This is a genomic window from Micromonospora sp. ATCC 39149 (assembly GCF_000158815.1).
In the GTDB taxonomy this organism is placed as follows: Bacteria; Actinomycetota; Actinomycetes; order Mycobacteriales; family Micromonosporaceae; genus Micromonospora.
The window spans coordinates 4,993,375-5,005,882 of sequence record NZ_GG657738.1 but is presented as its reverse complement, the minus strand read 5'-3'; the positions used below and the strand labels follow the sequence as shown (position 1 = coordinate 5,005,882).

Annotated in this window: 13 protein-coding genes; 7 read left to right on the top strand and 6 right to left on the bottom strand. The window is 73.0% G+C overall.

What is annotated here, in order from left to right:
- From MCAG_RS21825 to MCAG_RS21815, 3 genes are all read right to left on the bottom strand, one after another.
- Positions 1-255, bottom strand: a 255-nt coding sequence (locus tag MCAG_RS21825; RefSeq protein WP_232290407.1) for a DUF58 domain-containing protein, incomplete at its 3' end; no start/stop codon positions are given.
- Positions 256-400: 145 nt separating this feature from the next.
- On the bottom strand, positions 401-1,453 hold the full coding sequence (locus MCAG_RS21820) for a MoxR family ATPase (protein WP_036374675.1): 1,053 nt from the start codon (positions 1,451-1,453) through the stop codon (positions 401-403).
- 177 nt (positions 1,454-1,630) lie between these two features.
- Positions 1,631-2,161: a hypothetical protein gene (locus MCAG_RS21815; RefSeq protein ID WP_007075149.1), complete on the bottom strand. Its 531-nt coding sequence runs from the start codon at positions 2,159-2,161 to the stop codon at positions 1,631-1,633.
- A 423-nt stretch (positions 2,162-2,584) separates the two neighbouring features.
- Here MCAG_RS21815 and MCAG_RS21810 point away from each other — a divergent pair, with 423 nt between their 5' ends.
- On the top strand, positions 2,585-3,520 hold the full coding sequence (locus tag MCAG_RS21810; RefSeq protein WP_050778215.1) for an endonuclease/exonuclease/phosphatase family protein: 936 nt from the start codon (positions 2,585-2,587) through the stop codon (positions 3,518-3,520).
- 116 nt (positions 3,521-3,636) lie between these two features.
- Here the strand turns inward: MCAG_RS21810 and cimA are convergent, their stop codons facing one another.
- Positions 3,637-5,220, bottom strand: a complete 1,584-nt coding sequence (gene cimA, locus MCAG_RS21805) for a citramalate synthase (protein ID WP_007075147.1) — start codon at positions 5,218-5,220, stop codon at positions 3,637-3,639.
- Positions 5,221-5,587: 367 nt separating this feature from the next.
- On the opposite strand from cimA, the gene MCAG_RS21800 reads away from it, so the two are divergent.
- The 4 genes from MCAG_RS21800 (at position 5,588) to MCAG_RS21785 (ending at position 8,115) form a co-directional block, all read left to right on the top strand.
- A complete protein-coding gene (locus MCAG_RS21800; protein WP_007075146.1) occupies positions 5,588-6,148 on the top strand; it encodes a peroxiredoxin in 561 nt (186 codons plus the stop codon).
- Between the two features lie 2 nt (positions 6,149-6,150).
- Positions 6,151-6,681, top strand: a complete 531-nt coding sequence (locus tag MCAG_RS21795; protein WP_036374669.1) for a carboxymuconolactone decarboxylase family protein — start codon at positions 6,151-6,153, stop codon at positions 6,679-6,681.
- A gap of 173 nt (positions 6,682-6,854) precedes the next feature.
- Positions 6,855-7,316 (top strand): hypothetical protein, encoded by a 462-nt coding sequence (locus MCAG_RS21790; protein ID WP_036374666.1) that lies wholly within the window; start codon positions 6,855-6,857, stop codon positions 7,314-7,316.
- 58 nt (positions 7,317-7,374) lie between these two features.
- The gene (locus MCAG_RS21785; protein WP_007075143.1) at positions 7,375-8,115 is read left to right on the top strand and encodes a tyrosine-protein phosphatase; all 741 of its coding nucleotides are present in this window, start codon (positions 7,375-7,377) and stop codon (positions 8,113-8,115) included.
- Positions 8,116-8,196: 81 nt separating this feature from the next.
- Here MCAG_RS21785 and MCAG_RS21780 read toward each other — a convergent pair whose 3' ends face one another.
- Entirely contained in the window at positions 8,197-9,291 is a 1,095-nt protein-coding gene (locus tag MCAG_RS21780) for a branched-chain amino acid aminotransferase (protein WP_007075142.1), read from the bottom strand.
- A 143-nt stretch (positions 9,292-9,434) separates the two neighbouring features.
- Complete coding sequence (locus MCAG_RS21775) at positions 9,435-10,466, bottom strand: 3-isopropylmalate dehydrogenase (RefSeq protein ID WP_007075141.1); 1,032 nt, start codon at positions 10,464-10,466, stop codon at positions 9,435-9,437.
- Positions 10,467-10,688: 222 nt separating this feature from the next.
- Here MCAG_RS21775 and MCAG_RS21770 point away from each other — a divergent pair, with 222 nt between their 5' ends.
- Together MCAG_RS21770 and MCAG_RS21765 are read left to right on the top strand one after the other, a co-directional pair.
- Complete coding sequence (locus MCAG_RS21770; protein WP_007075140.1) at positions 10,689-11,567, top strand: FAD:protein FMN transferase; 879 nt, start codon at positions 10,689-10,691, stop codon at positions 11,565-11,567.
- A 506-nt stretch (positions 11,568-12,073) separates the two neighbouring features.
- Positions 12,074-12,430, top strand: coding sequence for a hypothetical protein (locus tag MCAG_RS21765; protein WP_198141604.1), 357 nt, complete (start codon positions 12,074-12,076; stop codon positions 12,428-12,430).
- Positions 12,431-12,508: the final 78 nt, after the last annotated feature.

Below are 12,508 nucleotides of genomic sequence, written 5' to 3'. Positions count from 1 at the left end.
GTCGACCAGCAGCCAGGTGGTCAGTTCCCGGCCGGCGTCGACCTCGCGGACGTGCGGCACGGCGGTACGGGCGGTGACCGCCCAGTCCATCCGGCGTACCTCGTCCTCGCCCGGCCGGTACTCGCGGCTGCCGGCGATCTCGCTGCCGGGGCCGGGCAGCAGGCCCCGGTGCTCGCCGTGCAGCAGCCCGTCGAGGCGGCGGGTGACGGCCAGCTCCAGGCGGCGCAGCCGCCGGTCCGGCGCGAGGTCGGCCAGGGTCGGGTCGGACGGCGGCTCCCCGACGGCCCACGCTCCCCCGACCGTCCCGGATCGCGCGGCGGCCCACGCTGCCCCCGTCACCCCGTCACCCCCGCTCGCGCGGCGGCCCACGTTCTCCCGCCGGCCCCGGCGGACCGGCCGCTCACGCCGCCGCCAGGTCGGCGGCGGCGTACCCGGTGTGGTGGGTGGCGACCCTGGGTGGGGGCACGACCCCGAGCAGCCGGTGGACCACCGCCTCGGCGCTGACCCCGTCGGCGACCGCGTCGAAGGAGAGCACCAGCCGGTGGGCGAGGACGTCCACCGCCAGCTCCCGGACGTCCTCGGGCAACACGTGGTCGCGCCCCCGCAGCAGCGCCTGGGCCCGGGCGGCGGCGACCAGGCCGAGGGTGGCCCGGGGGCTCGCCCCGTACGCGAGCAGCGGCGCGATCTCGGGCAGCCCGAAGCGGCCCGGGTCCCGGGTGGCCAGGATCAGCCGCACGACGTACTCGGCGACGGCGTGGTGCACGAAGACGTCGCCGGCCCTCCGCTGCAGCGCACGCAGCCGGCCGGGGTCGAGGACCCGGCGCGGGGTCGGCCGGTCGGTGCTCATGCGGTAGAGGATGGCCAGCTCGTCGTCGTCCCCGGGGTAGTCGACGACGATCTTCATGAGGAACCGGTCCCGCTGCGCCTCGGGAAGCTGGTAGACCCCCTCCGACTCGATCGGGTTCTGGGTGGCCAGCACCAGGAACGGATCGGGGACCGGCCAGGTGCGCCCGCCGATGGAGACCTGCCGCTCGGCCATCGCCTCCAGCAGCGCGGACTGCACCTTCGCCGGCGCCCGGTTGATCTCGTCGGCGAGCACGAGGTTGGCCATGATCGGGCCCAGTTCGACGTCGAAGCTCTCCTTCGACGCCCGGTAGATGCGGGTGCCGACGATGTCGGAGGGGACCAGGTCCGGGGTGAACTGGATCCGGGAGAAGGTCCCGCCGACCACGGTCGCGAGGGTCTGCGCGGCGAGGGTCTTCGCCACGCCGGGGACCCCCTCCAAAAGGCAGTGGCCGCCGGCGACGAGGGCGGTGAGCAGGCGCTCGACGAGCCGATCCTGCCCGACGATCACGCGTTTGACCTCGAAGAGGGTCTGTTCCAGCTCGACGCCGCTCGGATCGGGATCGACTGCGGTGGGCAGGCTGGCCAGGGTGTCCGAGATGTCCGTCACGGTGCTTGCTTCCCGTGCCGGCCGTCGGGCAAACGTCGGAATCCACGGCACTCGACGGGCGTGCTGCCCCCTAACCGGGACGACCGTCGTCAACACCCCCGAAGGGACGGACCGGTCGCGGGCGGCACGAAGGTGCCGGCCCCGTCGCCGGAGCCGGCGCCCTCGGTTCCCGATGGATCAGGGAGTGAACACGGCCAGGTGGAACGGCCGGTCCGCCGGCACCCCGGCGGAGTCGTACGTCTGCACGAAGACCCCGTTCGGCGTGGACAGCCGTGGCGCGACCGAGATCTCGCCGGCCTGCGGGACGCAGCAATGGTCCGTTGTGCCGATGGTGGCCAGGAAGGCGGCCTTGGTCAGGCTGCGGTTGAAGATGACCTGGTACTGCCCGGGGCCGTACTTGGTCGCGGAGACAGCGTCCCGCGAGCGGAGCAGGACACCGGTGCTACTGACGACGGCGAAGGACGTCGAGCCGTTGATGAAGGAGGGGCTCACCCCCTCCGTCAGCGCCGCCTTGGCCGCCGCCGCCTCGGCCGCTGTCACCTGCGGCTGGCCGGCCGGCGCGGCGGCACGGTCGCCCGGCTGGCCGTTCTGGGCCGCTGGCTTGGCCGCCGTGGTGGTCTGGGCGGCGGCGATCCCCCCGCCGGCCAGCGTCAGCACCAGCGCGCCGAACGTGACCGCGACCGCCCTACGGGAAATGAGTCTTGCCATGACAGGTCCCCCTTTTGTTGACCGTGTCGACACGACCGACTCGCGAACAACGAGCCGGCTTAATCCGAGCCTTCCAGCACCGCGTAAAGCCGCTGCAATAGCCGCCCTCAGGTTGAGGACAATCTGGGAGCGGAGAACAATCACACTCACATTGAGCAGCCATTACTACTTTTTGCTTCGGGGCCGGAACCAGGTGGAAAGTAGCACCGACAAAAGCGTGGGGTCAATGGCGGAGGACCGCGTTTCAGATTGTTTCAGGCCGCCCTGTGAATTGCGAAACATGAACGCTCGACAATTCATGGATGCCGGTCGGGCGGGCACCTGCGACACCGGCGTGAGGACGGTACCGCTACCGTGTCGACCGTGATCACGTACGACGACGCCCGCGCCGCCGCCGGTCGCGCCGCCCGGGCGCGGACCTGGCTGTGCTGGCTTGCCGTGGCTCCCGGGCTGGTGTGGGCGGCGGTACGCCTGCCCGGCCTGGAACGGGGGCCCGCGGTGCAGGCGGTCGCCTTCACCCCGTACGTCGCGGCCTGGACGCCCGTGCCGCTGCTGCTCGCGCTCGCCCTGCGACGCCGTGGGCCCGCGGCGGTCGCGGCCCTGGCCGCGGTGGCGCTGCTCGCCATGGTCGCGCCCCGGGCGATGGCCTCGGCGCAGCCGTCGGCCAGTGGGCCGACACTGCGGGTGCTCACCGCCAACCTGCTGGCCGGCGCCGCCGACGCGGGCACCGTGGTCGACCTGGTGCGCGACCAACGGGTCGACGTGCTGGCCGTGCAGGAGTTCACCCCGGGCGCGGCGGCCGAGCTGGACCGGCTCGGCCTGGCCGATCTGCTGCCGCACCGGCAGCTCAACGCGCAGGTGGGCACCACCGGCTCGGGGCTCTACGCCCGCTTCCCGATCGCCGGGGGCGGCATCCGGCAGCACCGCGGCGGCTGGGGCTTCACCCAGGCCTACGGGTCGATCGCCCCGCCGGGCGGGCCGCCGGTACGGGTCGAGTCGGTCCACCCGTCGGCCCCGCACGCGATCGACCAGGTCGGGTTCTGGCGCACCGACCTGGAGGCGCAGCCCCCGGCCACCCCCGACGCGGGCCTGTCGATCCTCGCCGGGGACTTCAACGCCACCCTCGACCACGCCCTGCTGCGTGAACTGCTCGCCACCGGGTACGTCGACGCGGCCGACGCCACCGGCGCCGGGCTGGTCGGCACCTGGGGCCCCTACGACGGTGACCCGATCCCACCGGTGACCATCGACCACGTGCTGGTGGACCGGCGGATCGCCGTCCGGTCGGTGTCGGTGCGCGGGGTGCCGGGCAGCGACCACCGCGCGGTCCTCGCCGAGCTGCGCCTACCCGCCGCCTGAACCCCTCACCGCACCGGCACCCGCCTCGCCTGCCCGCCCCGCGCGCCCGCCCCGCCTGCGATGGTGAGAAGGGGCCCCTTCTCTACCGCAGGCGTTAATTAACAAGGGCCCCCTCCTTACACGTGGGCGCGGTCCAGGCCGTAGGTGAGGGCGTCGACGAGGGCGTGCCAGGACGCCTCGACGACGTTCGGGTGCACGCCGACCGTGGTCCAGTCGCGGCCCGCCCCGTCCGCGGTCTCCACCAGCACCCGGGTCACCGCGCCGGTGCCGTGACTGCCCTCCAGGATTCGCACCTTGTAGTCGGCCAGCTCGAAGTCGCGCAGCTCGGGGTAGTGCCGGGACAGACCGACCCGCAGCGCCTCGTCGAGGGCGTTGACCGGGCCGTTGCCCTCGGCGGTGGCGATCAGCCGCTCGCCGCGTACCCGGATCTTGACGGTGGCCTCGGAGACCACCGCGCCGTCCTCCCGGTGCTCGACCAGCACCCGGTACGACTCCAGGGCGAACGGCCGCGCCGGGGCGGCACCGGGCAGCTCGGAACGGACCAGCAGCTCGAACGAGGCGTCGGCGGCCTCGAAGGACCAGCCTCCGGCCTCCAGCTCCTTGACCCGCCGGGTCACCCGCGACAGGGTCTCCGGATGGCCGGCCAGGTCCAGGCCCAGCTCACGACTCTTGAGCTCGACGCTGGCCCGGCCGGCCATCTCGGTGACCAGGATCCGCATGTCGTTGCCCACCACGGTGGGCTCCACATGGTTGTAGAGCAGCGGATCCACCTTGATCGCGCTCGCGTGCAGCCCCGCCTTGTGGGCGAAGGCGGCGGCCCCGGCGTACGCCTGGTGGGTGTCGGGGGCGATGTTGGCGATCTCGGCGATGGCGTGGGAGACCCGCACCATCTGCTCCAGGCAGCCCTCCGGTAGGACCGGCAGCCCGAGCTTGAGCTGAAGGTTGGCGACGACGGCGAAGATGTCGGCGTTGCCGGGGCGCTCGCCGTACCCGTTGGCGGTGCCCTGCACGTGCCGGACCCCGGCCTCGACGGCGGCGATGGTGTTGGCCACCGCGCAGGCGGTGTCGTTCTGGGCGTGCATGCCCAGGCGGGCGGGGTCGACGCCGGTGCGGGCGGTGAGGTCGGCGATCGCGGCGGTGACGTGGGAGGGCAGCATGCCGCCGTTGGTGTCGCAGAGCACCATCACCTCGGCGCCGGCGGCAAGGGCGGTCTGCACGACCTCCGCGCCGTACGCGGGGTCGTGCCGGTAGCCGTCGAAGAAGTGCTCGCCGTCGACGAAGACCCGCCGCCCCTCGGCGACCAGGTGGCGCACCGTGTCCCGGATCATCGCCAGGTTCTCCGCAGGAGTGGTGCGCAGCGCCCGCTCGACGTGCCGCAGGTCGGCCTTGGCGACCAGCGCGACGGCCGGGGTCTGCGCGTCGAGCAGCGCTTGGACCTGGGAATCGTCGGCGACGGCGACGCCGGCCTTGCGGGTGGCCCCGAACGCCACGAGCAGGGCGTGTTTCAGGTCGAGTTCGGTGCGTGCTCGGCGGAAGAACTCGGTGTCCTTGGGCACCGCGCCCGGCCAGCCGCCCTCGATGAAGCCGACGCCGAACTCGTCGAGCAGCCGGGCGACCGCCAGCTTGTCGACCACCGAGTAGGTGAGCCCCTCCCGCTGGGCGCCGTCGCGCAGCGTCGTGTCGTACACCTGGAACGTCATGGGTAGTCCTTTCGGGCGCGGGCGGGACGGGCGGGGCGGCGGAGGGGGACCAACAAAAAGACCCCCCGCGGATGCGGGAGGTCTGCGCGCTCGGCGACGAGGGGCCGGGCGCGCTAGTTGCCAATAATGGCGACGGTGCTGGTCATGGTCGCCACTTTGCCACCCGCACCCGGGTTTCGGGAGGAACAATCCACATAGCGGGACGTCACGAAGCTTGCAATACCGCACGGCAGCCGCTCACCGGCCACAACCCCCCATCGGTGATCAACTTCACAAGTCGCCCAGCCGGCACCGAACCGAAACACGGCTGCGGCAGCATCTGGAACCGATCCAGTTACCGGCCTCGTGCCGCTGTCAAGGAGGACCCGTGCTCACTGTCGGTGACCGCTTCCCCGAGTACGAACTCACCGCCTGCGTCTCCCTGGAGGCCGACCGGGCGTTCGAGTCGATCAACCACAAGTCGTACGAGGGCAAGTGGCGGGTGGTCTTCTTCTGGCCGAAGGACTTCACGTTCATCTGCCCCACGGAGATCGCCGAGTTCGGCCGGCTCAACGGCGAGTTCGCCGACCGGGACGCCCAGGTGCTCGGCGTGTCGGTGGACAACGAGTTCGTCCACTACGCCTGGCGCAAGGACCACCCGGACCTGCGCGAGCTGCCGTTCCCGATGCTCAGCGACATCAAGCGCGAGCTGACCGGCGCGTGCGGCGTGCTCGGCTCCGACGGCGTGGCCCAGCGGGCCACCTTCATCGTCGACCCGGACAACGAGATCCAGTTCGCCATGGTTACCGCCGGCTCGGTCGGCCGGAACGTCTCCGAGGTGCTGCGCGTACTCGACGCCCTGCAGACCGACGAGCTCTGCCCGTGCAACTGGAAGTCCGGCGGCGAGACCCTCGACGCCACCCGGCTGCTCGCCGGCGCCGGGGCCTGACGATGGGTCTGGACGCGGTCAAGGCGGCCCTGCCCGAGTACGCCAGGGACATCAGGCTCAACCTCGGCTCCACCGTCGGCACCTCCACCCTCAAGCCGGAGCAGGCGTGGGGCACGGCGCTGGCCTGTGCCGTCGCCGCGCGTAACCCGGTCGTGCTGCGGGAGATCGCCGCCGAGGCGGCCAGCCACCTCACCCCCGAGGCGGTCGAGGCGGCCAAGGGCGCCGCGACGATCATGGCGATGAACAACGTCTACTACCGGGCCAAGCACCTCATCGGCGACGAGCGGTACGCGTCGATGCCGGCCCGGCTGCGGATGCAGATCATCGCGAAGCCGGGTGTCGAGAAGGGTGACTTCGAGCTGTGGTGCCTCGCCGTCTCGGCGATCACCGGCTGCGGCGTCTGCCTGGAGTCGCACGAGAAGACCCTGCGCGCCGCCGGGTTCACCCGGGAGCAGGTGCACGAGGGGCTGCGCATCGCCGCCGTCGTGCACGCCGCCGCGGTGGCCCTCGACGCGCAGGCCGCCCTGGCCTGAGCCGTGCGTCCCGACGCCCGTCGGCACCGCGGGGCGCGGTGCCGACGGGCGTCGGCGTGTAGGGGGCCCCGACCCGGGTAGGTGATTTCTCGGACCCGAAGCACCTCACCTTCCGGAACGACCCTCCGAGACGACCCTCCGAGACGACCACGACGGTCGGGGCAGGAGCACCCATGGACAGGCTCGACCCGCACGCCGCCACCGGCACGCCCGAACCGATGATCCACGGCGGCCAGGGGGCGATCGCCGGCGGCGCCCCCGCCGGGAGGTTCGACCCGTGGAGCTACCGCGACCGGGCCTCGGTCGCCGACGCCGACCTCGTCGGCTACCACGTCGAGGCCAGCGACGGCCGCATCGGCAAGATCGACAGCGCGAGCCACGAGGTCGGCGGCAGCTACCTGGTGGTCGACACAGGCGCCTGGCTCTTCTTCGGCAAGAAGGTCATGTTGCCGGCCGGCACGGTCCACCACGTCGACCACGGCGCCCGCACGGTGTACGTCGACCGGGACCGGGACCAGATCAAGGCCGCCCCCGAGTACGACGAGGACAGCCACAGCGACCCGGCGTACCGGGACCGGCTCGGCGGCTACTACGACGAGAGGCACGGGAACCTGCCCCCGGGCACCGCGCGCTGAGCCGCGTCGCGCCACAACGGCCGATGGGTTTCCGCCCACCGGCCGTTACCGTGTCAGCGTGGACGCCACCGAGAACAAGCGCAGGATCCCCTTCTCCGCCCTGTTCAACTTCCGCGACGTCGGCGGCTACCCGGCCGGCGACGGGCGCGCGGTGCGCTGGGGCCGGCTCTACCGCTCCGACTCCCCGCACCGCATCGACGGAGCCGACCGGGACGCGTTCGTCGCCCTCGGCGTGCGCACCGTGATCGACCTGCGCCGCCCCAAGGAGGTGGCCCGGGACGGCCGGGTGCCCGAGCTGGACGGGCTCGCCTACCGGCACATCCACCCGGAGCACGCCGACTGGGCGGAGGCCCAGTACGCGCCCGGGTCCAGCCTCGCCCGCTTCCTCGCCGACCGGTACGCCGACCTCGCCGGCACCGGCGCGGCGGGGCTCGCCGAGGCGGTCGGGCTGATCGCCGACAGCGCCACGGCACCGGTCGTCGTGCACTGCGTGGCCGGCAAGGACCGCACCGGCATCGTCTGCGCGCTGACCCTGTCGGTGCTGGGCGTCAGCGACGCCGACATCGCCGCCGACTACGCGCTGAGCACCGAGGCGTCGCAGCGGTTCAGCGCCTGGGTTGCCGCGACCTTGCCGGAGGCCGGAGAGCTGCCCGCCCCGTACCTGGCCTCGCCCGCCGAGGCGATGACGCTGTTTCTGACCGAGCTGCGGGAAGGGCACGGCTCGGTGGAGGGGTACCTGCGGCACGCCGGTGTCACCGACGCCCAGCTCGCGGCGCTCCGCGACCATCTGCTGGAGTGAGGCGGGGCCGGCCGGCCCGCCGCCCGCCGGGGTTGAGAAGGGGCCCCTGCTCTACGCCAGGCGTTAAGCAGGGGCCCTTCCTTACAGTCGGGTGACCCAGCCGTACGGGTCGGCGGCCCGGCCGCGCTGGATGTCGATCAGCCGCTGCTGTAGCGCCGTGGTCACCCGGCCCTGTTCGCCGCCGCCGACCAGGAACTCACCGTCGGGGTACTTGACCCCGCCGATGGGCGTGATCACGGCCGCGGTGCCGCACGCGAACGCCTCGCGCAGCCGACCGCTCGCCGCGTCGGCCTGCCAGTCGGCGAAGCTGACCGGCCGTTCCTCGACCCGGTGGCCGGCCTCGGCGGCCAGGGTGAGCAGCGCGTCCCGGGTGACGCCGGGCAGGATCGTGCCGGTCAGCGGTGGGGTGACCAGCGTGTCGTCGTCGTAGACGAAGAACACGTTCATCCCGCCCAGCTCGTCGACGAAGCGGCGCTCCACCGCGTCGAGGAAGACGACCTGGTCGCAGCCGGCCTCGATCGCCTCGGCCTGGGCCGCGAGCGAGGCGGCGTAGTTGCCGCCGCACTTGGCCGCGCCGGTGCCGCCCGGGGCGGCGCGGGTGTATTCCGGCGAGACCCAGACCTTCACCGGCTTGGCCCCGCCCGCGAAGTACGACCCCGCCGGGGAGGCGATGACCACGTACAGGTACTCGTTCGACGGGCGGACGCCGAGGAAGACCTCACTGGCGATCATGAACGGACGCAGGTAGAGGCTGCTCCCGTCGCCCTCGGGGATCCAGTCCCGGTCGATCTCGACGAGCCGGCGCAGCGAGTCGACGAACAGCTCCGGCGGCAGCTCCGGCATCGCCATCCGGCGGGCCGAGTCGACGAACCGGGCGGCGTTGGCTTCCGGCCGGAACATGGTCACCGACCCGTCGGCGACGCGGTACGCCTTCAGCCCCTCGAAGATCTCCTGCGCGTAGTGCAGCACGGCGGAGGCCGGGTCCATCGGGATCGGCCCGCGCGCCTCGATTCGCGCGTCGTACCAGCCCTTGCCGTCGGCGTACCGGATCGTGACCATGTGGTCGGTGAAGACGCGGCCGAACCCCGGGTTCGCGAGCAGAGCGGCCCGTTCGGCGGCGGATACCGGCGTGGGATTCGGACGGATCTCGAAGTCGAGCATGTCACCACCGCTCATCGCGCGTACCTCCCTGGGGAACGGCGGCGCGCGGGACCGCACGCCGCAAGAGTGCTGCCAGCAACCTACCCCGAACGGCCGTTCAGCGGACAGCGCCAACCGGCCGAACGTGGCCTCTGACAGGGTGCCGGTGAGCCGGCGGGTCAGGCCACCGCGTAGCCGGCGAGCCGGTCGCCGACCTCGGCGGTGCGCAACGGTACGCCCGCGCCCCGGTTGGCCAGTTCCGTGCCGACGGCGGCGGTCACCCGGGCGGCGGCGTCGGCGTGCCCGAGTTGGTCGAGCAGCAGGGCGGCGGATAGGACCGCGGCCACCGGATCGGCGACGCCCTGGCCGGCGATGTCCGGCGCGGAGCCGTGCACCGGCTCGAACATCGACGGGTACGCCCCGGAGGGGTTGATGCAGCCGCTGGCGGCCAGCCCGATGCCGCCGGTGACGGCGGCGGCGATGTCGGTGAGGATGTCGCCGAAGAGGTTGTCGGTGACCACCACGTCGTAGCGCTGGGGCTGGGTCACCAGGAACATCGCGGCGGCGTCGACGTGCTGGTACTCCGTGGCGACGTCCGGGTGCTCGGCGGCCACCGCCTCGAACGCGCGGGCCCACAGCGACCCGGCGTGGGTCAGCACGTTGGTCTTGTGCACGAGGGTCACCTTGCGCCGCTCGCGGCGCGACGCCCGGGCGAACGCGTCGCGGATGACCCGTTCCACGCCGTGCCGGGTGTTCAGGCTCTCCTCGGTGGCCACCTCGGCCGGGGTGTCCCGGTGCAGACAGCCGCCAGCCCCGGCGTAGAGCCCCTCGGTGCCCTCGCGGACGACGACCAGGTCGACCTCGCCGGGCTTGACGCTGGCCAGCGGCCCGGCCACGCCGGGCCACAGCCGCGACGGGCGCAGGTTGACGTACTGGTCGAAGGCGAACCGGAGCTTGAGCAGCAGGCCCCGCTCCAGCACGCCCGGCGGGACGGTCGGGTCGCCGACCGCTCCGAGCAGGATCGCGTCGTGCCCGGCCAGCTCGGCCAGGACCGACTCCGGCAGCACCTCGCCGGTGCGGTGGTAACGGGCCGCGCCAAGGTCGTACGTGGTGGTTTCCACCCCGGGGAGCACGGCGTCGACGACCTTGAGGGCCTGCGCGACCACCTCGGGTCCGATCCCGTCCCCGGCCACCACCGCGATGCGTGCCACGTCGTCAGCTCCCTCGCCTCGTCGTCCTCCCCACGGTACGACCCCGTCCCGCCTCCCGGTACGAGCCTTCCACATTCCGGGAAGCCGGAATGCACAGCAGGTTTCCAGGTGGGATTCATGATGCGGTCAACTTCCCTGCCTAGGGTCGGTGGTGAACGGGACACGGGGGCCCGACGGGTGTTCGCCGCGGCGCTGCGGCGCCGTCAGCGAAGGAGCACTGCGATGCGGACCGACGAGCAACTCCGACACCAGTGGGTCGACGAACAGCCGCGCACCCGCTGGGTGGATCAGTCGACCTTCGGCAGCCGCCGTCCCGACCTGCGGCTGGGCACCCGCAGCCACCGCCTCGACCGCGCCGGTGGTGGCACCGCCGCCGACCGGGTCGCCGTGCAGCACACCGTGCGGACCAGCACCGCCGAGTACTCGCTGCTGCTCAACGCGCCCAGCTGGCTGGGCCGGCGCGGAATCGGCGAGGCGCTGGCCGACGCCGTCGGCGAGCTGCGCGCCATCGACCTCACCTACGGCCCCGCCCGCCCGGACAGCCTGGTGTCCCGGCTGCGCCGGGGGGAGATCAGCCCCGAGTCGTACCCGCCGCTGGTCGATCTGGTGGACCGGTGCGCCGCGATGCGGGCGGCCACCGACGGCTGGTTCGACGCGTGGGCGGTGCCCGGCGGCTTCGACCCGGGCGGCCTGCTCGGCGGCTGGGCGGTGGAGCGGGCCGCGGCCCGGCTGCGCGCCGCCGGCATCCACGACTACGCCGTGCTCACCGGTGCCGACCTGGTGGTGCGCGGCCACGCGGCGCACGGCGGCCCGTGGCGGGTGGCGGTGCACCACCCGACCGACCCCCGGCGGGCCCCACTGGTGCTGGAGATGACGGCCGGCGCGGTGGGCACCTCCGGGGTGACCGGGCGGCGGGGGCACGTGGTCGACCCGCACACCGGCGAGCCGGCCGACCAGCTCGACACCGCCACCGTGATCGGCCCGGACCTGGCGGTGGCCGACGCCTACGCCACCGCGCTCTACGCCGCCGGCCCGGCCGGGCTGGCCTGGTTCCGCGCCGGATCGGACTACCGGGCGCTGTTCGCCCACCGCGAGCGCTGAGGCAACCGCCGGAGCCGAGCCCATCCGCCGGCACTGAGGTGACCGCCGGTGCCGAGCATCCGCCGGCACTGAGGTGACCGCCGGTGCCGAGCATCCGCCGGCACTGAGGTGACCGCCAGCTCCGCGCGCACCGGCCGCGATCCACCCGAGCGCCAGCCCGACCGCGCCACCCGCACCGGCCGGCCTTCGCATCCCGGCCGTGGGTGGTCGGCGATCGGCCCCCACGGTCTCGGCAACGACCGTGGGGGCCGGTCAGCGACGAGTGCGCGTGGCTTGCGCAATCGAGGGGTGCGGGACCGGCCGGGCCCGAGGTCAGACCTCGCCACCCGAAGACGGGCCGACGACCGAACTCAGCCAGTGACCGCACGAGTACGCTAGCGAATCGACGTAACTCGACGCAAGAGTCTCCACAGCGGACCGTCATCGGGAGACGATCGGAAGATTCGCGGTTGACCTGCGGTGGGGTCGCGGTGACTTCCCGGGCCCAAGATGGCACGCTGTCCGCCGTGAGTTTCGATCTGAGCGTGTGGGCCCTCCCGGTCGGGGCCACGCCCGCGGATGTGCGGGCAGCGGTACAACGGTGCCGGCAGGGGCAGCACGGCGAACGTTACCCGGACCCGAGGGTCGTCGCCTTCTACCGGGCGATCACCGCCAGCTATCCCGACCGGCCGGCCGGCCCGGGTTCACCGTGGGAGGTCGCGCCGCTGCACGCGGCGAACGACCACATCGAGATGAACCTCAACCCCGCCTGCGAGGACCAGGTGCTGCTCGACATCGAGCGGCTGGCCGGCGAGCACGACCTGATGCTCTTCGACTACCAGGACGGCTCGGTCTACCCGCCGCCCGCCCGCGCCCGACGCTGACCCGCCCGTCCACCGACCCGGGCCGACACGACACGAGCCCGGCCGAACACGACGTGGGGCCCGACCGAACCGGCCGGG

Excerpts from the sequence above, each read along its gene's own strand:
- MCAG_RS21790 (WP_036374666.1), top strand. The coding sequence starts at position 6,855 with ATGGACAGGCTCGACCCGCACGCCGCCACCGGCACGCCCGAACCGATG.
- MCAG_RS21815 (WP_007075149.1), bottom strand. The coding sequence starts at position 2,161 with ATGGCAAGACTCATTTCCCGTAGGGCGGTCGCGGTCACGTTCGGCGCG.
- MCAG_RS21795 (WP_036374669.1), top strand. The coding sequence starts at position 6,151 with ATGGGTCTGGACGCGGTCAAGGCGGCCCTGCCCGAGTACGCCAGGGAC.
- MCAG_RS21780 (WP_007075142.1), bottom strand. The coding sequence starts at position 9,291 with ATGAGCGGTGGTGACATGCTCGACTTCGAGATCCGTCCGAATCCCACG.
- MCAG_RS21770 (WP_007075140.1), top strand. The coding sequence starts at position 10,689 with ATGCGGACCGACGAGCAACTCCGACACCAGTGGGTCGACGAACAGCCG.
- cimA (WP_007075147.1), bottom strand. The coding sequence starts at position 5,220 with ATGACGTTCCAGGTGTACGACACGACGCTGCGCGACGGCGCCCAGCGG.